Origin of the sequence: Halorhabdus amylolytica (genome assembly GCF_004944975.1) — an archaeon.
Taxonomy (GTDB): Archaea; Halobacteriota; Halobacteria; order Halobacteriales; family Haloarculaceae; genus Halorhabdus; species Halorhabdus amylolytica.
The window spans coordinates 130,368-151,791 of the sequence record NZ_SPQG01000004.1; the positions used below are offsets into that span (position 1 = coordinate 130,368).

18 protein-coding genes are annotated in these 21,424 nt (G+C 65.4%); 13 read left to right on the top strand and 5 right to left on the bottom strand.

The genetic code is table 11. The features are described from left to right. Position 1: 1 nt before the first annotated feature. The 7 genes from E3374_RS07520 (at position 2) to E3374_RS07550 (ending at position 8,936) form a co-directional block, all read left to right on the top strand. Positions 2-1,162 carry an extracellular solute-binding protein gene (locus E3374_RS07520; RefSeq protein ID WP_211194928.1) on the top strand — a complete coding sequence of 387 codons (1,161 nt, stop codon included), beginning with the start codon at positions 2-4 and terminating at the stop codon, positions 1,160-1,162. Then, positions 1,159-2,796 carry an ABC transporter permease gene (locus E3374_RS07525; RefSeq protein ID WP_136688462.1) on the top strand — a complete coding sequence of 546 codons (1,638 nt, stop codon included), beginning with the start codon at positions 1,159-1,161 and terminating at the stop codon, positions 2,794-2,796. The genes E3374_RS07520 and E3374_RS07525 overlap by 4 nt, the downstream gene beginning before the upstream one ends. Then, positions 2,793-3,932, top strand: coding sequence for an ABC transporter ATP-binding protein (locus E3374_RS07530; protein WP_136688463.1), 1,140 nt, complete (start codon positions 2,793-2,795; stop codon positions 3,930-3,932). The genes E3374_RS07525 and E3374_RS07530 overlap by 4 nt, the downstream gene beginning before the upstream one ends. Then, positions 3,932-5,959, top strand: coding sequence for a DUF7846 domain-containing protein (locus tag E3374_RS07535; protein ID WP_136688464.1), 2,028 nt, complete (start codon positions 3,932-3,934; stop codon positions 5,957-5,959). Before E3374_RS07530 ends, E3374_RS07535 begins: the two co-directional genes overlap by 1 nt. Then, positions 5,956-6,501: a gluconate 2-dehydrogenase subunit 3 family protein gene (locus tag E3374_RS07540; RefSeq protein ID WP_136688465.1), complete on the top strand. Its 546-nt coding sequence runs from the start codon at positions 5,956-5,958 to the stop codon at positions 6,499-6,501. Before E3374_RS07535 ends, E3374_RS07540 begins: the two co-directional genes overlap by 4 nt. Further along, on the top strand, positions 6,498-8,123 hold the full coding sequence (locus tag E3374_RS07545) for a GMC family oxidoreductase (RefSeq protein ID WP_136688466.1): 1,626 nt from the start codon (positions 6,498-6,500) through the stop codon (positions 8,121-8,123). The genes E3374_RS07540 and E3374_RS07545 overlap by 4 nt, the downstream gene beginning before the upstream one ends. A 63-nt stretch (positions 8,124-8,186) precedes the next feature. After that, a complete protein-coding gene (locus E3374_RS07550; protein ID WP_136688467.1) occupies positions 8,187-8,936 on the top strand; it encodes a dolichyl-phosphate hexose transferase in 750 nt (249 codons plus the stop codon). Positions 8,937-9,041: 105 nt separating this feature from the next. On the opposite strand, the gene E3374_RS07555 is transcribed toward E3374_RS07550, so the two are convergent. Continuing rightward, positions 9,042-10,661 (bottom strand): methyl-accepting chemotaxis protein, encoded by a 1,620-nt coding sequence (locus E3374_RS07555; protein ID WP_136688468.1) that lies wholly within the window; start codon positions 10,659-10,661, stop codon positions 9,042-9,044. Positions 10,662-10,664: 3 nt separating this feature from the next. Then, positions 10,665-10,973, bottom strand: coding sequence for a hypothetical protein (locus tag E3374_RS07560; protein WP_136688469.1), 309 nt, complete (start codon positions 10,971-10,973; stop codon positions 10,665-10,667). A gap of 389 nt (positions 10,974-11,362) precedes the next feature. Here E3374_RS07560 and E3374_RS07565 point away from each other — a divergent pair, with 389 nt between their 5' ends. The 3 genes from E3374_RS07565 to E3374_RS07575 all read left to right on the top strand — a co-directional run bounded on the left by E3374_RS07565 (position 11,363) and on the right by E3374_RS07575 (position 15,673). After that, positions 11,363-12,109: a helix-turn-helix domain-containing protein gene (locus tag E3374_RS07565; protein ID WP_136688470.1), complete on the top strand. Its 747-nt coding sequence runs from the start codon at positions 11,363-11,365 to the stop codon at positions 12,107-12,109. Positions 12,110-12,288: 179 nt separating this feature from the next. Then, on the top strand, positions 12,289-13,059 hold the full coding sequence (locus E3374_RS07570) for a creatininase family protein (RefSeq protein WP_136688471.1): 771 nt from the start codon (positions 12,289-12,291) through the stop codon (positions 13,057-13,059). 118 nt (positions 13,060-13,177) lie between these two features. Beyond that, positions 13,178-15,673, top strand: coding sequence for a heavy metal translocating P-type ATPase (locus E3374_RS07575; RefSeq protein ID WP_136688472.1), 2,496 nt, complete (start codon positions 13,178-13,180; stop codon positions 15,671-15,673). On the opposite strand, the gene E3374_RS07580 is transcribed toward E3374_RS07575, so the two are convergent. From E3374_RS07580 to E3374_RS07590, 3 genes are all read right to left on the bottom strand, one after another. Further along, entirely contained in the window at positions 15,636-17,624 is a 1,989-nt protein-coding gene (locus E3374_RS07580) for a PAS domain S-box protein (protein WP_136688473.1), read from the bottom strand. The genes E3374_RS07575 and E3374_RS07580 overlap by 38 nt on opposite strands. 137 nt (positions 17,625-17,761) lie before the next feature. Next, on the bottom strand, positions 17,762-18,397 hold the full coding sequence (gene thiE / locus E3374_RS07585; protein WP_136688474.1) for a thiamine phosphate synthase: 636 nt from the start codon (positions 18,395-18,397) through the stop codon (positions 17,762-17,764). Positions 18,398-18,458: 61 nt separating this feature from the next. Beyond that, the gene (locus tag E3374_RS07590) at positions 18,459-18,893 is read right to left on the bottom strand and encodes a GIY-YIG nuclease family protein (protein ID WP_136688475.1); all 435 of its coding nucleotides are present in this window, start codon (positions 18,891-18,893) and stop codon (positions 18,459-18,461) included. A gap of 162 nt (positions 18,894-19,055) precedes the next feature. Between E3374_RS07590 and E3374_RS07595 the strand changes: the two genes are divergently transcribed. Genes E3374_RS07595 through E3374_RS07605 form a run of 3 tightly spaced genes read left to right on the top strand, consistent with a single transcriptional unit; the run spans position 19,056 to position 21,402 of the window. Beyond that, positions 19,056-19,286: a FeoA family protein gene (locus E3374_RS07595; protein WP_136688476.1), complete on the top strand. Its 231-nt coding sequence runs from the start codon at positions 19,056-19,058 to the stop codon at positions 19,284-19,286. A gap of 2 nt (positions 19,287-19,288) precedes the next feature. Further along, the gene (feoB, locus tag E3374_RS07600) at positions 19,289-21,193 is read left to right on the top strand and encodes a ferrous iron transport protein B (RefSeq protein WP_136688477.1); all 1,905 of its coding nucleotides are present in this window, start codon (positions 19,289-19,291) and stop codon (positions 21,191-21,193) included. Beyond that, positions 21,190-21,402, top strand: coding sequence for a hypothetical protein (locus tag E3374_RS07605; RefSeq protein WP_136688478.1), 213 nt, complete (start codon positions 21,190-21,192; stop codon positions 21,400-21,402). Before feoB ends, E3374_RS07605 begins: the two co-directional genes overlap by 4 nt. Positions 21,403-21,424 lie beyond the last annotated feature (22 nt).

Below are 21,424 nucleotides of genomic sequence, written 5' to 3' on the forward strand. Positions count from 1 at the left end.
AATGACCGAGCGATCGACGAGTCGACGGCGGTTTCTGGGGGCGGTCGGTGCAGGGACGCTGGCTGGCCTGGCGGGTTGTATGAGTTCCTTCGGTGGCGAGACCACGGACAGTGGCGGGGAGATCTCGATCCCGTCGCTCGCACAGTTCCGCGGGTCAGGCGCGCTGACCGAGGGACGACCAGCCCCGGGCGGTACCTCGATCGCGGATCTCCCGGACCTCTCGGGGACGTTGAACCTCTATATCGGCGGCGGCGAGGGCGGCATCTACCAGCGGTTCATCACGATGTTAGAGAGCATCTATCCGGACTTCTCCGTCTTCGACAGCGATTCACCCTCGGCGTCGCTGGCCCAACAGATCGTCGAGGAAGTGAACGCCGGGACGAGTGAGGCGGATCTCTTCTGGTCGATCGACGCCGCCTCGCTGGGATACGTCGCCGAGAACGACGCCTACGAACCACTCGCCAACGACGCGCTCGAACCCGTTCCGTCGGACTTTCAGGGGGCAGACGGTTCGTGGGTCGGCGTCGCCGGCCGCGCACGAAGCGTTCCATACAACACCGAGACGATCGACGAGGGGGCGATTCCGGAGAAAGTCCAGGAGTTCCCCCAGACCGATGCCCTACAGGGAACGATGGGCTGGGCCCCGACCTACGGCGCGTTCAAGTCGTTCGTGACCGCGATGCGCCTTCAGGAAGGCGCCGAGACGACCCGCGAGTGGCTGACAGCGATGCGCGAGGTCGGCACCGAGCGCTATCCCAACGAGTACGTCGCCACACAGGCAGTCGCCGACGGCGATTTGACCGCCGCGTTCGCTAACCACTACTACGCGATGCGCGTCAAGAACCAGCGCCCGGACGCTCCGCTCGATCTGGCCTTTACGAGCGGTGACGCCGGCGCGCTGGTCAACGTCGCGGGGGTTCTCCAGATCGAGGGGACCGAGAAGGACGAGTTGATCACGGACTTCGTCAGGCACCTGCTCTCTGCGGAGGCCCAGGAGTTCTTCGCCACCGTGAGTTACGCCTACCCGATGATCCCCGGGGTCAAACCGGTCGGTGGTCTGCCGACTGTCGACGAGTTGAACCCGCCTGATATCGATCTGGCCGACCTTGCGGATCTCGAACCGACCCTCGAACTGATGTCCGAAGCCGGCGTTTCGGGATGAGTCGCGGGAGTCGAGTCGGTGCGCTCCGGAAGCGCCTCTCCGGAGTCGCCGGTCTCGGCCGCCCCTCGGGACTGACACTGCTCGCTATCGCCATCGCCGTTTCGCTGGTGGCGCCGCTGGGCTGGCTGTTCGTCGAAGTGTTCGACCTGGGCCCGCGCGCACTCGAACTCGCAGTCGACCCCCGAACGATCGAAATTCTCCTCCGCAGTGTCGCCTTGGTCGCTATCGTCACGGCGGCAAGCGTGCTCGTCGGTGTCCCCATCGCGCTGCTTACTGCCCGGACCGACCTTCCCTTCGCCCGACTGTTCACCGTCCTCGCAGCGCTCCCGCTGGCCATTCCAAGCTATCTCGGGGCGCTTGCGGTCCTCTCGGCGTTCGGCTCCGGCGGGATTCTGACCGGCGTCCTCGCACCGATCGGGATCGAACAGATCCCCGAGATCAGCGGGTTCGCCGGTGCGGCGATCGTCCTGACGCTTTACACCTACCCGTACGTCCTGCTGACCACGCGGGCGTCGCTGCTGTCGCTGGATACTTCGCTGATCGAGGCCGCACGGACGCTCGACGCGGGTCGGCTGGAGGCGTTCCGGCGGGTGACGCTACCACAGATCGCGCCAGGGATCGCCGCCGGCGCGCTACTGGTCGCGCTCTACACGCTGGCGGACTTCGGGACGCCGAACTTCATGGGCGTCGAGGTGTTCACCCAGGCGATCTACGCGCGCTACCGGTCGATGATGCGACCGTGGGCCGCCCTGCTGTCGGTCCAGTTGCTCGGCGTGACGGCCGCGATCCTCTACCTCGAATCGCGGACCGGAGCCGACGATGAGGGTGCCTACCAGAGCCGAGGGACGAGCGGTGGCGCAGTGATCGAACTCGGCAAGTGGCGATACGTCGCCGCGTTGTTCCCTGCTATCGTGGCGGGCCTGGCGGTTGCGCTCCCGGTGATCGTCTTCGGACTGTGGCTTTCGAGCGATGCAGGCGGCTACACGGCCGGCGGGATGGCTTTCTCCTGGACCTACGGTTGGAACTCGGTGTACCTCGCCCTCTTTGCCGCCGGGGCGTCGCTGCTGGTCGCGCTGCCGGTGGCGGTCGCGGCCGCACGCGGTCGATCCCGGCTGGCGAACCTGGCCGATCGGCTCTCGTACGTCGGCTACGCGACGCCGGGGATCGTCCTGGCCTTTGCCCTGGTCCTGTTCACCCTGTACGGCCTGCCGGCGTCGCTCTCGAAGGCGGCCGACAACCTGCTATTGATTCTCGTCTTCGCGTACGTCGTCCGGTTCGTCCCGCAGGCGATCGGTGCGATCCGAACTTCGACGATGCAAGTCGACCGCCGCCTGATCGAGGCCGCACGGACGCTCGGGCGCACCCGGACGGGAGCCTTCCGGGCGGTGACGCTACCGCTGATCGCGCCCGGGATCGCGACCGGCGCGGCCCTGGTCTTTCTGACGACCATGAAGGAACTGCCGGCGACGCTACTCTTACGACCGTTCTGGTTCGAACATACACTCGTGACGTATATCTGGCGCGTCCGGGAAGCTGGCCTCTATGGCCGGGCCGCCGTCCCGGCTCTCGCGCTGATCGGCATCTCCGCGCTCTCGATGGCCGTCATCCTCAGCCAGGAGGGTTCGAACACGTGACTGCCTCACAATCGTCTCCCCTTGCCGACGGACAGCCCCAACCGACCGACATAGCCGAATCGGCCGACGAAAGCCGGGAAGCGGTTCTCGAACTCGAGGGCGTTACCCGCCGATTCGGATCCGAGACGGCCGTCGCCGACCTCTCGCTGTCGGTCCGTGACGGGGAACTGCTGACGCTGCTTGGCCCCTCGGGCTGTGGGAAGACGACGACGCTACGGCTGCTCGCGGGACTGGACGAACCCGACGCCGGAACGATTCGCGTCGCCGGCGACCCCGTTGCAGGCGAGGACACGTTCGTCAAGCCCGAAAGCCGAGACGTGGGCCTGGTCTTCCAGGAATTCGCACTCTTTCCCCACCTCACAGTGGGGGAGAACGTCGCCTTTGGCATCCAGGATCGATCCCCTGACGAAATCGACCAGCGGGTGACGGAACTTCTCGAACTCGTCGGACTCGGCGAGTACGCGGACGCGAGTCCGGAGGACCTCTCGGGCGGCCAGCGCCAGCGAGTCGCCCTCGCCCGCTCGCTCGCGCCCGAACCCGACGTGCTCCTGCTGGACGAGCCGTTCTCGAACCTCGACGTGGGGTTGCGCGAGGAAATGCGCCGAGAAGTCCGCCGCATCATCAAGGAGACCGGCGTCACCGCCGTCTCAGTCACTCACGACCAGGAAGAGGCCCTCTCGATCAGCGACCGGGTAGCGGTCATCGACGACGGTCGGGTCGAGCAGATCGGCCGCCCGGAAGTGGTCTTCCAGCAGCCAGAATCTCGCTTCGTTGCGGAGTTTCTCGGCCAGGCCGGGTTCGTCTCGGGCACCCTGGCCGACGGGAGCGTCGACACGCCGCTGGGGGCGCTGTCGGCCGACCGGATAGAGGGACTGGACGCCGAGTACGAGGGCGCCGAGATCGACGTGCTCGTCCGCCCGGACGACATCCGGGCGGTGCCGGCCGATCCCGCGGGCACCAACGGTCGGATCGTCGATCGCCAGTACACCGGCCCCTCCTTCGTTTACACGGTCGAGCTGGATTCGGGTGCCGTCCTGCACTGCGAGCACAACCACGCCGAGGAACTCGGGATCGACAAGCGCGTCCGGGTCCGCCTGGCAACCGACCACCCGCTGGCCTGGTTCCCCGCCGAGTGATGGACCGACGCCGCTTCCGGATCACGACGCTGGCGATCGCACTGGCCGGCGCACTCGCCGTCTGGCTCGTCTCGACGAACCTCTTTCCGTATCACTCGCTGAACCACGACGAGGGCGTCTATCTTCAGCAGGCCGCGATGTTGCTGGAGGGGAACCTCCATCTCAAGCCACCCGTCGAGGGCGTCTTCCGGCCGTGGTTCTTCGTCGAGAGTGCCGACGGACTCTTTCCGAAATACGCCCCCGTCCCCGCAGCGATGTTCGCGCTCGGGGAACTGCTGGGGGGCTACCGGCTGGCACTGCCCGCCATCGCGGCCGGTATCCTTACGGGCGTGGTCGGCGTTGTAAGCGAGGTCTTCGACCGTCGGAGTGGCCTGCTCGCGGCCGTCTTCGTGCTTGGCTCACCGCTATTCCTGATGGACACGGCCGTCTTTCTCCCATACGCGCCCACGACGCTGCTGAACCTCGGGTTCGCCTACGCCTACCTGCGGGCCGACCGGATCGGCGACCGGCGGTGGGCAGCGGGAGCAGGGGCGGCGGTCGGCCTCGCCTTCTTCGCCCGACCGTACACTGCCGTCCTGTTCGCCGCGCCGTTCGTGGTCCACGCGCTGTGGACGCTCGCCCGGGACTGGCAGAGTGTCCTGCCGAGACAGACGACGACGGCCACCCTCGGCCTAGGCGGCGTCGCGCTGACGCTGGGGTACAACGCGCTGGTAACCGGCTCTCCCCTGACGTTCCCCTACGAAGCCTTCGCTCCGCTGGACGGCCTCGGGTTCGGGCACCGCGAGATCCTGAACCACGCCGTCGAGTACACGCCCGCACTCGCATTCGAGGCCAACTGGAACGTACTGGCCGCGTTCGTCGACCGCTGGATCGTCGGCGGGATCCTCGGTGCGGGCCTCGCGCTTGCAGGACTGGCCGTTGCCGTCCGTCGGGAATGGTCGCCGCGCGTCGCCGTCCTTGCCGGCCTCGGCGTCTCGATCCCCGTCGGGAACCTCTACTTCTGGGGGAACTACAACCTGCTCGGCGACCTCGGGACGGCCGGGGATGGCCTGATCGCCGCACTGGGACCGTACTATCACTTCGACCTGCTGGTTCCGGTCGCCGCGTTCGGGGCCGTCGGTGCCCTGGCCGCACTCGACGCGATCCGTGACGCGGTCGCGACGCGGCTCGACCGCCGGGCAGCGCTGGCTACCGTCGCGGCCGTCGCCCTGGCGAGTACGCTCGTTCTCGGCGGTATTACCGCCAATCAGGCCGCCCCACCCGTCGAGCGTAACGACGTCGTGACCGACTCCTACGAGCGGGCCTACGCGCCGTTCGAACCCGAACCGCCGGCCGAGGCAGCCGTCCTGATGCCGACACCCTATGGTCCCTGGCTCAACCACCCGTTCCAGGCGCTGCGGAACGATCCGGGCTACGAGGGCCGGGCAGTCTACGCGATGGACGACCGGCCGTTCGCGATCGCCGATGCGTTCCCCGATCGGGAGCTCTACCGCTTTGGCTATCGCGGGGTCTGGGATCCTCTCGGCGGATCGCCGGAAGCCAGCCGCTTGCAACGCGTCCACGAACGATCGGGCGAGTCGGTCACGTTGAATGCCAGCGTCGGACTCCCCGAGCGCGTCAGGAGTGCGACCGTCAGCGTCGAGACCGACGCCGGGACGGCCCACTACGTCGCGAGCGAGATCGACGATGCCCTGCAGTTCCGGCTGGCCATCGGAGACGAAACGGTGCGGACTGGCGGCCCGCTCGAACCCGCGAGTGGAGACCCGCCCGCGATCGACGGCCGTGAGGACGTCGACGTGACGGTCTTCGCCGACGACGGCGTCGGCGGGTTCGAGTACCGACTATCGGTTCCAGTCGAAATAGGGGACGGGAACGTTCGCGCACTGACTCCCCGGACAGAGTACTGCTTCGACGCCCAGGCCTGTGGCGGTGCCGCGACGTACGTGCCATCTGACTCGCCTGCGGACATCTTCGTCCGGACAGAACTACGAGGAACAACCGGGATACAGGAGGAATCTGACCGATGAGCCACGAACTCACCAGACGGGACGCGATGGCAGCGCTGTCAGTTGTCGGGGCATCGCTAGCTGGCTGTGTCGCACCGTCGACCGATAGTGACGGGGGGACCGACGACGGTGAGCAGTCCCTCACCGACCACGACCGCGAGACGCTTTCGGCGGTCGCCGAGGTACTCTATCCCGATGACGTGACGGAGATCGAGCCGTTCGTCGCCCGCTACGTCGCGGGGCGGACGAGTGATCGGCCCGAACACGCTACCGGGATCGAAGACGCCGTCGCCTACCTCGACGAGTACTGTCGGGCGTGGTTCGACAGCGAGTTCACAGCGCTGTCGGCCGACGACCGCGACCAAGCACTCCGGCGGATGGGAGTCGACGAGGTCGACCCCGATCCAGCGGGGGGCGACGTCGAGCGCCTTCGTTACTACCTTCTCAACGATCTGTTGCTCGCACTGTACGCCTCGCCGACTGGCGGTGAACTGGTAGGAATCGAGAACCCACCGGGCCATCCGGGCGGACTTGTGAGTTATCAGCGGGGGCCCCAGTCGTGAGCGAAGATCGAACGCCGAGCGATCGGGCGGACGTCTGCGTGATCGGGGCGGGACCGGCGGGTGCGTTGATCGCCCACCGACTGGCCGCCGCGAGCCAGGAGGTGGTCGTGCTGGAAGCCGGCCCACGGTTCGACCCCGAACGGCGGATCGAACAGATGGAGGACGCCCTGCGGCCGTCCCACGGTCGACCCGATGTTTGGGGGATGGGTGGCGAGCGGGACGCTTTCACGTCGAGTGGCGAGCGCCACTATCCGCTCAATCACTCCCGCGTGAAGGGCGTCGGCGGGTCGACGCTGCACTGGCAAGGGATGGTGATGCGGCTTCACGAGCGCGATTTCGAGGTCGAATCCCGAGACGGCGTCGGGACCGACTGGCCGATCGACTACGACGAGCTCCGGCCGTACTACGCGGAGGCGGAGGCGGCGCTGGGCGTCGCCGGTGCCAGCGACAACCCCTTCGCGCCGCCACGCGAGAAGCCCCACCCGATGGCCGCGTTCGAACCCTCACACAGCGACTCGATCTTCGCTGAAGCCTGTGAGTCCCTGGGAATCACGACTCACTCGGTTCCAAACGCCCGCAACTCCGAACCCTACGACGATCGCAGTACCTGCGTGGGATATGGCACCTGCAAGCCGGTCTGTCCCTCCGGCGCGAAGTACGACGCCACGAGTCATGTCGGGAAGGCCGAAGCGGCGGGGGCGCGAGTGATCGATCGGGTACCCGTCCAGCGTCTCGAACACGACGACGCGGGCGAGCGCGTCACCGCAGCGGTTTATGCGACGCCCGACGGCGCGACCCATCGCCAGGAAGCCGACCAGTTCGTCATCGCGGCCGGCGGGGTCGAGACGCCGCGATTGCTCTTGCTGTCGGATTCCCCGCAGTATCCCGACGGCCTTGCGAATTCGAGCGGTCTCGTGGGCCGGTACTTCACCGAGCACCTCTTTGCAGGGACGGGTGGCGTGATCGAGCGCCCGACGCGACAGCACCACGTCGGGTTCAACACGACCGAGTCCCACCACTTCTACGACGATCCGGCGGCCGGCACGGACAGCGGTGTTCCACCGGCCGAGGCCGACTCGGCAGACATCGGGGCGATCAAACTCGAGTTCCTCAACTACGCCGGCCCGTCACCGGTCGAGACGGCGCTGACTGACGGCGGATGGGGCGACCAACTGCGAGATCGGATCGCCGATACGTACGGCAATAGCCTCGCCGTCGGGGCCCTGGTCGAACAGACACCACGCCGGGAGAACCGTGTGACCCTCGACCGCTCACGGACTGACGATCACGGCAATCCCGTCCCGGAGATCCACTGGGGACTGGACGGCCGAACCCGGCGGACGATCCGCCGGGCCAACGAGATCCAGGAAGCGATCCTCGAGGAACTCGGCGCGGAGATTACCTGGCAGGTCGGCCCCGAAAACACCGGCCCGGCGTCTCACCACATGGGAACGACGCGAATGGGATCTGATCCGGGGGCAAGTGTTGTCGACCACCGCGGCCGAACCCACGACCTCTCGAACCTCTGGATCGGGGGGTCCAGCGTCTTTCCAACCGGTGGCGCGATGAACCCGACGCTTTCGATCGCTGCACTGGCCTTGCGGACAGCCGATCGAGTGTGACACTCGATCATCTGTTTTAGGCCAACCTAAAGACTCAAGTGTCCCCCGACGAACGGGGACGTAATGAGCGACGAGAGGGACAGCGAGGGCGAGTACACGTTCGCGGACGTCAGCGTCGTGATGGGGACGTACAACGAGCGCGAAGCGATCGGGACCGTCCTCGAAGACATCGATCGAGTGACCGACGGGCAGGCTGAGGTCGTTTGCGTCGACAGTTCCAGCGACGGCACCCCAGAGGTCGCCCGCGAGCATGGAGCCACAGTGGTCGAGCAGGAGCCACAGGGCTACGGCGTGGCCGTCCACGAGGCGATCACGACGCCCGACCGGCAGGTGATCGTCACGACCGACTGCGACGATACCTACCCGATGGAGCGCCTGCCAGACTTTCTGGCGGCGATCAACAAGGGCTACGACGTGGTCAGCGGCGACCGGCTTTCACGGGGCGCCGAGACGATGCCCCGGTTTAACCGCCTGGGGAATCACGCTTTCGCGTGGCTGGCGAGCGCGCTGGTCGGGCAGCGCGTCCACGATACGACCACGGGGATGCGGGCTTACCGACGCGAAGTGATCGAAGCGATCGAGTGGACCGAGAACACCGGATTGTCGGCGGAGCTACTGCTTCGGCCGCTGCTTCGGGGATATCGAGTGGCGGAGATCCCGATCGACTATCGGGAACGCGTGGGAGAGACGACGCTGGACCCACTTTCGGGCGGGGCAGCGATCGCGAAGTCGATCGGGAAAGTCGCGCTCGAAGAGCAACTCGGGCGAGAAGCGGCCGGTGAACGCGTCCGGTCGGAGCAGGCGATTGAGTGAGAATCAGTCACGGCGGGGACGAGCGACCGTCACTGACGCCAATCTGCGTTTGTTCCGGGTGGCGAAGTGACCCCCAGAACTGGGGCATCGAACGACCAACCGCAGTCACTCGGTACCGGTCGACCCGCCATCGACGGTCGCGTCCGACGGCTTGGTGTCGATAGCCAGCTGTTCGTCAGCAGGACCCTGGTTGGCCTCGACCCTGAACATCTCGAGGCGTTCGCGGAGAGAATCAGCCTGATCAGCCAGGGCCTGTGCGCTCCGGGCGACTTCGGTCAGCGAGGAGGTCTGTTCCTCGGCCGCCGCCGAGACGTTATCCGATTCTGCGCTCACCTGTTCGGCTGATTCAGCGACCTCGTCGATCATACTCGCGACTTCCTCGGTCGAGGAAGCCTGGTCGTCGGTGGCGTCGCTGATCTCCTGGATGCTCCGGTTGAACTCCTCGACGTTATCCGCGACTTCATCGAGCGCGCCCAGGGCGTCTTCGATCGTTTCGGACCCCGAAGCGACGCTGTCACCCATCTCCTGGATGTCCGTGACCGCGTCTCTCGAGGTCGACTGGATGTCCGCGATCCGCGTCTCGATGTCGGTGGTCGCTTCGCCGACTTCCCCGGCGAGCCCTTTGATCTCCTCGGCGACGACGGCGAAGCCCTCCCCCGCTTCCCCGGCGCGGGCGGCCTCGATCGAGGCGTTCAGCGCCAGGATGTTCGTCTGCTCGGCGATGTCGGTAATGAGATCGACGATCTCGTTGATCTCCTCGATCTCTTCCGCGAGTGTCTCGATCTCCTCGACCGTCTGCTGGGACTTCGACTCGATCGTGGACATCTCGCTCATCGCCTCGGTAGCCGCTTGCTGCCCGCGCTGTCCGATTTCGGAGGTCTCCTGGGACGTCGTCGCAATCTCGTCCGCCGATGAGGCGACCTCCTCGACGGTACCCGAGAGGCTCTGCATCTCCGAAGCGACCTCCTGGAGGTTCCGCGACTGGTCCTCCGCATCCGCGGAGATTGCCTGAATTGACTCGCCAACCTGTTCGCTCGCATTCTGGCTCTCCTCAGTGCTGGCGGTGACCTCCTCGCTCGAGGCGGCGACTTCGTCGGCGAACGAACGGATTCGGGCGAAGGTCCCCTCAAGTTCGTCCATCATGTCGTTGAACGCCTCGGCGATGTCGGTCATCGCGTCGCTCCGACTCTCGGAATTCATTCGCTGGGTGAGGTCGCCGTCGGCTGCCCTGCCCATCGTCGCGCTGAACGACGAGGCCTTCTCCTGGAGGTGTGCGTTGAGTTCTTCGGCTTCCTGTTTGGCTGCCTCGGCTTCCTCTCTGGCTGTCTCGGCCTCCGCTCGGGACTGTTGGGCCTCCGCCTGGGACTGTTCGGCCTCCTCGCGTGCCTGTTCGGCCTCCCGACGCTGGCGCTCGGTCTCGGACTGTGACTCCTTGAGGTCCTGGACGACTGCCATCGTCCCGATCGAGCCGATACCGAACACACCGATGACGATGGCCTGTAGCGTCGTACTGAGCGTGTCCATGAGTTCGCCCTCGATACCGAGCCACTCGACCGTCACGAGCCCCATCCAGAGGAACCCAGCAATCGAGACGACGGCGAACGTCGCCCAGAACGTTCGTTCGAGTTCGCTATCTCGGTAGTTCTGAATTCCCACTGCTGTGGCCACCAGAAATCCGAGCGTCCCGATCACGTCGAATAACGGAATGATCGCTTCTGCAACCATCGATTATGCCTCCGGGGCCTCCCCTGTTTCGGCGTCTGCGGTGATGGTCTGGCGTCTGTACATGTACGCCGCCACGGCGAACGCGATCCCGGTGCCCATGTTGCCGACGATGTGCTCGACAAGGTTGAGCACCTCCGGGAGCAACACGTTCTCGAAATTCGTCGTGAATGCGGCGACGAACAGGAACGCGTACGCAAAGAGGAACCAGCGCGAGGTCTTCGTGCGGTACAGCAGAACCGGCGCGAGTCCGACGACTGCGATGATCAATACGACGAACGCTTGGGCATCAAACACGCCGAAGATCGTCGTCATTCTGGCCCTCCATGACGGGGGTGGTTGCTTTCAGTAGCCATACGCTATGTCGCTAGTTGATCGGTTTCCTTACAAATATTCGGCCCCAGTTATCACACGTGAGACTATATCCTATTCGGATGTTTTTGTTTGATGGGCAGGACAATTCGGAAATCATAAGAAGAACACCCCCAAGCGAGTGAATTATTGTACGTCCAATTAACACAAATAATCATCATAGTTTCGATTAGTATTTTCCTATCCGAAAGAAGATATAACCGCCAACTTTGCTTTGTTCCGGAGACCCACCGGGTGGTTGTTCTTTCCGAACTCACCGCTCTCCTGATAAGGAAGACGTGTAGTAAACACCGGACCGGGAACTGATATTCGGTGATCCCGTAGTGATCGCTATGCGTGAACTCGTCTTCGCCCTGGCCTACGAGCCGGGGTGCAACGCCGTCGCGGATACCCTCGCGGAGTATCCCGATGCGCACATTCGCTCGCTGTCGTTACACGCCACCGACGAGCGACTCTGGCGGGTCGATCACGCCAGCGGGTCGCCCGACGCCCTCGACGCCATCGAAGCGGCCTTCAAATCGACGGACTACTACGCCGACTGTCTGGCGACCGACGACTGCGGCGCGACCCAGACGACTGACGTGCTGGACCGAAACGACGAAACGCTCGTGCTGTATTCCTATTGGGAGCGTTCGCCGGTCTGTGTCTCCGTGCCTCACCTCGCGCTGGATTACCTCGGCGATGGCCTGCTCTTTGACACCCGTCACGAGGGCCGCCACTACACCTGGCGGCTCATCCACTCGGGGACCGGCGACGTGGGGCGGTTCTTCGACGCGCTGGAGGCCGCCGTCGGGGACTGCGCCGAGATGGAGATGCTCCGGACGGGCGCGACGGCCGACCCCGGCGAGGGGGTGGTCGCGGAATCGACGGGCCTCACAGCCGAACAGGAGGCTGCCCTGCGGGCCGCGGTCGAACACGGCTTCTACGAGAATCCACGGGAAGTGGACGTGGGGGAGTTGGGCGAGCATTTGGACGTGCCCCGCTCGACGCTGACGTATCGATTGCGACGTGCCGAAGAGCACCTGGCCAAGGAGTACGTGGCGAGTGAGGCGCGACCGGAAGGGGCGCCGACGGGCTGAGTATGGGGTTGGTTCGGGTTCCCACCGAGTACGGCGACGCTCGGTAGCTGAGGAATAGTTGCAGCATGCTCCCGCGGGGACGTCAAGGGCGTAGTGTGGACTGTCCTTCCGCGATTGGCGGATGCTCACGTTCCGTCGTGCGACAGGGTTTTCACTCCCGTCGTGGTTCCCTGAAACGCATGTGTTCTCGCCGGTCAATACGCCTTGAGGAGATGGTATGGCCAGCAGTTGAGTCGGCTCTCGAGCGCGGGACACGGACGGTGATCGTCTCGGTCGGTTCGATCGAACAGCACGGCCCACACCTCCCGTTAAATATGGATACGTTGGACGGGGACGAACTCGCGGAACGGATCGCAATCGCGTTGGGCGATGCGCTGGCCGCCCCGACGATCCGGCCCGGGTGTTCGGGCCATCACATGGAGTTCCCGGGAACAATCACTGTTCCACCGGAAACGTTGATGGACGTCGTGGAATCATATTGTCGGTCGCTCGACCATCATGGCTTCGAATCCATCGTCCTCGTTCCAACCCACGGCGGTAACTTTGGGCCGGTCAAGACGATCGCCCCCGAGGTCGCCCGGGAGATCGAGGCGTCGGTGATCCCGGTCGCTGATCTCGACGAGCACATGGAATTGCTGAACGAGGGACTGTCCGAGGCCGGCGTCGAGTACGAACAGGATGTCATTCACGCCGGCGCCGCCGAGACGGCGATGGTGCTAGCGATCGAAAACGACCTGGTCAGAACGGAGCAGCTCGAACGCGGGACGGAAGGCGAACTGTCCACGGCCCGGCTGCTCAGTGAAGGATTCAAATCGATCACCGAGAACGGCGTCCTCGGTGATCCGACGGAAGCGACCGCAGCGGCGGGCGAAATGATCATCCAGACGGTCGTCGAGGCCTACGTCGAACACATCGAATCCGAGCGCCGTGCCGTCCGATCGAGTCACTAGCCGCGTGCGGGATCGAGCCTAGTGATAGGAGCCACAGCCGCTGTGCGTGCCACCGAATTGGCGGCGGTTGGAATATTCCAACTAAGGCTTATCGAACTCCCGGCACTACGTCACGGTAATGAGCGACGACGAGACGACGGGGCGATCAGACGACCGAGGAGGAGCCACAGCACAGGAACGCGGCGGCGAGGCAGGCCAGACGGTCACGGCACGAATGACCGTCCCGGAGATGGACTGTCCGTCGTGTGCGAGCAAGGTCGACGGGAGCCTCGACCGTGTCGATGGCGTCACGGAGGTGTCGCTGTCGCCCACCAAAGGAACGGCGACGGTCACCTACGATCCCGGGCAAACGACCGAAGACGACGTGATCGCCGCCATCGAGGGCGCAGGCTACGAGGTTCCCCAGCAGGATGGCGAGGACGACGAAACGGGCAGCGACGGCCCCGAGGTCGCCCCGCCGACGGAGGTATGGACCAGCCCACGCGCGATCAAGACCTGGATCGGCGCGGCCTTCCTCGTTGCCGGCCTGGCCATCGAGTTCGTTCTCACCGGCGCGAACGTCGAGATCGCTGCCGTTCTGGACTACCCGATCGGCGTCGCTGACGCGCTCTTCCTCGTCGCGATCGTCGTCAGCGGCGCGCCGGTCGTCCGCAGCGGGATCTACTCCGCGCGGGCGCGGAGTCTGGATATCGACCTGCTGATGGGCGTGGCCATCATCGCGGCGACCGGGATCGGCTATTTCGTCGAGGCCGCGACGCTTGCGGTCCTGTTCTCCATTGCCGAGCTACTCGAAGACTACGCGATGGACCGGGCGCGCGATTCCCTGCGGGAGTTGATGGAACTGTCGCCCGACGAGGCAACGGTCAGGCGGGAGGCCGCAGCGACCGACGGGAGCGAGGCCTCCGAACGAGCGAGCGGTGAAACCGCGAGCCGGGATGGGGAGGAAGTAACCATCCCAGCCGAGGAGGTCGAAATCGGCGAGATAGTCCTCGTCAAACCCGGTGAAAAGATCCCGCTGGACGGCACCGTGATCGAGGGTGAGAGTGCGGTCGACGAGTCGCCCATCACTGGCGAGAGCATGCCCGTCGAGAAGAGTGAGGGCGACGAGGTGTTCGCCGGTTCGATCACCGCGGAAGGCTACCTCGAGGTCGAAGTGACTTCGACGGCCGGGGATTCGACGCTCTCCCGGATCATCGAATTGGTCCAGGGAGCGGAGGAGAACCGGACCGAGAAAGAACAGTTCGTCGACCGGTTCGCGGGCTACTACACACCCGTCGTCGTCGTGCTGGCGATGCTGACCGCCGCGATTCCGCCGCTGTTGATCGCCGGGAGTGCGACCGTCGGCCTGGCCGGCTTCGAGGTCGTCCTGCCCGGCGGCTGGCGGCCCTGGTTCGTCCGCGGGCTGACGCTGCTGGTTATCGCCTGCCCGTGTGCCTTCGTTATCTCGACACCCGTCTCGGTCGTCTCGGGGATCACCAGCGCCGCGAAGAACGGCGTTCTGATCAAGGGGGGCAACTACCTGGAGGCGATGGGCGAAGTCGACGCGGTCGCACTGGACAAGACCGGGACGCTCACCCGGGGCGAACTTACCGTGACGGATGTCCTCCCGGTCGGAGATCGCGACGAGACCGAGGTCCTCCGACGGGCGGCCGCGCTGGAACGCCGGAGCGAGCATCCCATCGCGGCAGCGATCCACGAGCGCGCGGACCGTGCCGGGATCGGCGACCTGCCCGAACCCACTGGCTTCGAGAGTCTGACGGGCAAGGGCGTTCGCGCCGAGATCAGCGGGACGACCGCCTACGCCGGTACGCCCGCGTTGTTCGAGGAACTGGGCGTCGATCTGGCGGGGCTCGGACTCGATCCGGGCGATGCCGGCTCACGGACGGATGGCGGCAGCGTGCGGGAGCGACCGCGCGAAAAGACGCTCACGGAGACCCTCGCTGCACTCGAAGACGAGGGCAAAACGATCGTCCTTGTCGGCACAGAACGGGAGGTGTGGGGGGTGCTCGCGATCGCCGACGAGGTGCGTCCGGGAGCCCGCCGGACGATCGCGCGACTCGGTGATCTCGGCGTCGAGCGCGTCGTCATGTTGACTGGCGACAACGAAGGGACCGCACGGGCGATCGCCGAACAGGTCGGAGTCGCCGAATACCGCGCGGAACTCCTGCCCGAGGAGAAGGTCGAGGCCGTCGAGGAGCTACAGGACGAATACGGCGAGGTGGCGATGGTCGGCGACGGGATCAACGACGCGCCCGCGCTTGCGGCCGCAGACGTGAGCGTCGCGATGGGTGCCGCAGGGACAGACACCGCCCTGGAGACCGCCGACATCGCACTGTTGGGTGACGATATCGGCAAGTTGCCCTACCTGTACTCGCTCTCGAACGAGGCTGTCGGCGTGATTAGACAGAACATCTGGGCAAGCCTGGGCGTGAAAGCCGCCCTCGCAGTCGGCGTCCCCCTCGGATACGTCAGCGTCGCGATCGCGGTCGTCGTCGGTGACATGGGAATGAGTCTGGGCGTCACGGGCAACGCGATGCGACTGGCCCGGATCGAACCGGACACCGACGCACCTTCCGTCACTGGTTCTCCCCAGGAGTCTGCAGTCGAACGGTGACGACGCTTCCGCGTGGGTCGTTCTCAATGAACTCGAGGGTGCCGTCGGAATATTGCACGATGAGGTGAACCAACCACAGCCCGATACCCCGTCCGTGAAACAGCGGCTCGATGTTCCGTTCGCCGGTCAGCACCTGTCGTTCCATCTCGGGGATTCCCGGTCCGTCGTCCGCGATGGAGATCTCGATGACCTCGCCGGTCCGTCCGACCGAGACCGTGATCGACGGGATCGAGCGGTCGGAATGAACGATAGCGTTCTCGAGGAGTTCTTCGATCGCCCGGTCGAGATACTCGACCGCGAGGACGGACTCGTCGGCCGGTGCCTGGAGAGTCACGTCGGCCCCGGGATGTCGCTCGCGGATCTCTGTGACGACTGACTCGGCTACCGAGACGGCGTCGATCTCGACTGTCGGACGGGGTTCCGCGAGGAAGTTCGTTATCTCCCGCTCCTTTCGAACCGTGTCCTGGAGCCCTTCACCCGTCCGGATGATGCGTTCCGCACACGCTTTTAGATCGTCAGTCTCTCCCCTGGCGATCACTTCCGCGTTGCCCAGAATGACAGTCAAGTCGTTGGTGAGGTTGTGTCTGAGGACCCGATCGATCGTCCGGATCTGCGTCGTCCGCGCAACGCGATCGGAAACGTCCCTGACGAGACCGATGAACCCGGTCACCTCGCCGTCCCGGTCCCGCAAGTAGAAGACGTTCGTCTCCCCCGGGAACGTCTGTCCGGATTTCTTCTCGTAGTGGACAGTCTGGACGAACGTGGGGTCGTTCATGTGCCGTCCGAGCGATTCTTCCATCGCTTCGAACTCGGCCTCGCTCTCGTAGATGAATTCCGTCGACTTGCCTTCGATCTCTTCGAGGCTGTACCCGAACAGCTCGGTGAACGCCGGATTGCAGTCGATTATCCGTCGGTCGGTGTCTGCGACCAGAATGGCGTCCCGGATACTGTCGAATAGCGACTCGTAGCGCTGGCGACTCTTGCGGAGGTCCTCGATCATCTCATTGCGATCGGTCACGTCCCTAAGGGAAGCTCCCACGCCGTGGATTTCGCCGTCATCGTCCCGGAGCGGAAAGTACCTGATGTCGAGGATTCGCGTCCCCTGGGCTGCGTGTGTCCACGTCATCTCGAACTCCACTCGCTCGCCTTCCAGGGCGTCCAGGAGTTGCGGCTCGATCTGTTCGAACGCCGCCTGCCCGATGGTGCTTTCGAGGGTCTGTCCGCGGACTGTCTTCGCCTCGAGTCCGTGAAACCGACAGTAGGCGTCGTTGGCGAAGAGGAATCGAAGATCCAAATCGACGGCGGCCAGCAGATCACGGGAACTCTCGACGGCCTGCTTGTAGTGGGTGATCCGTCGTTCGCGCTCCTTACGCTCGGAGATGTCTCTGGCGATCGCGATCCGGTAGGAGTCCCCGCCGATTGTGACGTCCGACGCGGAGATCTCAACCGGGAACGTGGTCCCGTCGGCACGGACATGTGCCGTTTCGTAGTACTCCAGCGTCCGCCCTTCAGGCGAGTCGAGAAACTCCCTGAATGCGGCCGGATCCTCGAACTCGGGATTGAGTTCGGCCACCGACTTCCCGACGAGCGTCGAGCGATCGTATCCGAGGACGTCACAGGCGGTGTCGTTGACGTCTGTGATCACGCCCGTCTTCGGATCCATGACGAAGACGCTGTCGGTCGCTTCGTCGACCAGTCGCCGGAACAACGTCATGTCCCGTTCACGTTCGCGCATCCCTTCGACCAGCCTGGCGACGACGATCCCGAAGACCACGAACACGACCAGGATCAACGATCGGATGTACAACTCGTGGGGCGGCACGCCAGTCACGAGCAGCGCCAGGAACGGCGTTTCGTCGTAGAACAAGAGAGCGTCGAACGCCGCGTCGAGAACCCACACGCAGACCCCGAGCCCGGTCGCGAGCGTGAGGATCTTCCGCGTGATCCGCATGTCGGGTACTGAGTCGCGGCACGGCCTTAATTGGCCCGGCCTGGACAACCGGCGACGACGAGGTTCGAACGGTCGATCATCCGCTGCTCTCGACGTCCGGGACGATCCAGTGTGTCACCGTCCCGACGTCGAGAACGTCACCGCGCCCCGACGACGACATCGCTCAGTTCCCGGGTCGCCGTCTCCGGATCGTCGGCCCCGGTGATCTCGGTAATCACGGCCACGCCGTCGGCCCCGGCCCGGATCACCTCAGCGGCATTGTCGGCCGTGACGCCGCCGATTCCGACGACCGGGATGTCGACGGCGTCGACGATGTCGGCGAGTCGGTCGGTCCCGATGGCGTACTCCTCGTCGTCGATGTCGTCTTTCGATCCGGTGGCGTAGATCGCCCCGACGCCGAGGTAGTCCGCGCCGGCCTCTTCGGCCGCCCGGGCGTCCTCGACGAAGGACACGGACCGGCCGATGATAGCGTCCTCGCCCAGTAAGTCGCGGGCGACTGGGACGGGCAGGTCCTCGTCGCCGAGATGAACGCCGTCCGCGTCGAGGGCGAGCGCCAGGTCCACGCGATCGTTGACGATCAGCGCCACGCCCGCCTCCCGGGTGATCTCCCGCACCTCCCTCCCCATCTCGTAGCGTTCGCGGGCACTCATGTCCTTCTCCCGGAGCTGGACCACGCTGACGCCGCCGTCGATTGCCCCTCGAACGACCTCTGGAGTGGTTCGATTGCCCGAGAGTGACTCCTGTGTGACGAGGTAGACATCCCAGTCCGTCATAGGCACAGGTCGGGCTGGCAACGACGAGTGCATTGCGGTTCCGGGGTTGGGAACGGGCGCGTCACGTCCCACGATCCCGCGCTCGCTCGTGGGCGCGTTCGATCGCCTCGATGAGTTCGGCGGGCCCGGACGCGGCTGCGAGATGAGTATTGCAGTCACAGTCCGAAGCGCCGATCCCCTCGATCGGCGTGCAATCCGTGGCGATCGCCCGGGCAACGGTACACTCGATGTCGACTCCTTCGGTCGTCACCACCTCCAGGATGCACGTCGCCGGATGCCCGAGGAGGTAATCGACGTGCCAGTGGCTGGCGTCCCGTTCGCCCGCGGCGAGTTCGCGATGGCGGTCGATCCGGGCGAACCCACCCCTCCCGAACGCGCTACCGGTGTAGGCGTACGCGCCCGCCTCGAGGTCGTACTCGCCCGCCGCACCGAAAGTGATCGTCGCCCGCTCGGCGAGTTCGATCACGAGCGTGTAGGTCCCCTGATCGGCTGTCACGACCCACCGTTTGTTTCGGTGCCCGAAACGTCCAGCGATCGCGCCCGCGAGAAGATAGGTCGGCCTAATCCCTCACGTTTGTCCACATCTGTTTTCAGGTACCGGGAACACCCACCCTCTCTTTTTGGTAGACCTAGCTTACACCTACTTAGGTGAGACTAAATGAGTGACGTACTGGCCGACGTGGGCTCTGGGGAGGCCGTCCGGTTGGTGGAGGTACCGGACGGGGACACCCGGGCACGGTTGTTACGGCTCGGGTTCCTGGACGGTGCCGTGGAGTGTCGCCACCAGATCCGCAGCGGGCCGGTGATCGTCCGTCGGAACGGGACCGAGCTGGCGTTGGGGTCGGCGCTGGCCGAGGAGATCCAGGTCGATCGGGAGGGCGGTGAGTGAGCATGGACGGGTGTCACGACACCGGGTGTGACGCGAGCGAGATCGAGGCCGAGGATACGCTCGCGCTGGTGGGCTGTCCGAACGTCGGCAAGAGCGTCGTCTTCGGCGAACTCGCCGAGGAGTACGTCGATGTCTCCAATTACCCCGGCACGACCGTCGACACCACGCTCGCGGAGTTCGGCGACTACAAACTGACCGACACGCCCGGCGTCTACGGCATCTCGGCGTTCGACGAGGAGGAACGGGTCACCCGCGAGATCGTCCTCGAGGCCGACGCTGTCGTCAACGTCGTCGATGCCACCCACCTCGATCGGGACCTCTTCCTGACGCTGCAGCTGCTGGACATGGGCATCCCGACGGTCGTCGCCCTGAACATGATGGACGAGGCCGAGGCCGGCGGGATCGACATCGACGTCGAGGCATTAGAGGACGCGCTTGGCGTCCCTGTCGTCCCGACCGTCGCCGTCGACGGCGAGGGGATCGACGACCTGCGCGAACGGATCCCCGAGGCAACCGCGCCCGAGGAGACCGCCGTCGAGGAGTATTACGACGAGCTGCCCGAGGAACTCGAGGCCACTCGCGCCGAGAAGACGCTGCTGGTCGAGGGCGACGAGCCACTGGCTCGGGAGGTCGACGTCGGCGGCGTGATGGCTGACGGCGGATCGGCGGCGCTGGTCGAGCCCGGCATGCGCGAGGTAGTCTACGGGGACCGGCGCTCGCGGGTCCAGTCCATCGCCGACGAGGTCCAGTCCGTCACGGAGATCGACGGCGGGATCCGCGAGACGATCTCGGATCTCATGGTCAACCCCCTGACCGGGACGCCGATCGCCCTGGCGATGCTCGGAGTTATCTTCTACGTCATCGGCGGGCTGGTCGCCCAGCGGATCGTCGGCTACACCGAGGGGCTGTTCTTCGGCGAGTACTACAACCCCGCCGTCAACGAGTTCGTCGGCGGACTCATCCCCGCTACGGGCTGGGCCGAGCCCATCGAATTCCTGTTGCTCAACGACAACCTCGGTCTGCTGACGATCACCGTCCAGTACATCGTCGGCGTCCTGCTGCCGCTGGTGATGGCCTTCTACCTCGCGATCGGCCTGCTCGAGGACTCGGGCATCCTGCCCCGCCTGGCCGTGCTGACCGACCGCGGGCTCAACCGGATCGGCCTCAACGGCCGGGCAGTCGTCCCGATGATCGTCGGTGTCGGCTGTGTGACGATGGCGGTCATCACCACCCGGATGGTCGGCTCCAAACGCGAGCGCCTCATCTCGACTGCACTGCTGGGTCTGGCAATCCCCTGTTCGGCCCAGATCGGCGTCATCATGGGACTGCTGGCCGGCCTCGGGCTCGTCTGGTGGTTCGGCTACCTCGGCGTACTCGTGGCGGTGCTGGGCGTCGCCGGGCTCGCCCTCGATCGCACGCTGCCCGGCGAAGGCCAGGCACTGGTAACGGAACTGCCGCGGCTGCGCGTCCCCCGGCCGGGGAACATCCTCCGGAAGACCTACAACCGCACGAAGATGTTCCTGCGGGAGGCCGCACCGCTGTTCGCCGGGACGGCGCTGGTCGTCTCCCTGCTCGATTACGTCGGCGGGCTCGAGGCCATCATGAACGGCCTGCGGCCGCTGACCTCGCTGATCGGCATGCCCGCGGACTTCGGGCAGATCCTCGTCCTCGGGTTGATCAGGCGGGACTTCGCGGCCGCCGGCATGACCAACATGGCGTTGAGTCACGCCCAGATCTTCGTCGGACTGATCGTCATCACGCTGTTCGTCCCCTGCATCCTGACGATGACGATGATACTCAAGGAGCGCGACAAGAAAACCGCGATCCTGATGTGGCTTGGCTCGTGGGTCGCGGCCTTCACCGTCGGCGGACTCGCGGCTGCCACCCTCGGGGTGCTCGGGCTATGAACTGTCCGACCTGCGAGTACGAGTTCGATCCCGCCGCCGTCGGGATGCAGTGTCCCCGCTGTGGCGCGTCGGTCAGTTGCTCGACGGCCACCTGCGCGGAGTGTGACGCCTGCGCGGGGTTCCTCGAACAGCTCCGCCGGAAAGGTGTCGATCGGTTGCGGGCCGACGGTGGCGCACAATCCGATTCGGTCCAGTCCGACAGCGACTGATCCGACCGACCGTTTTTGATCG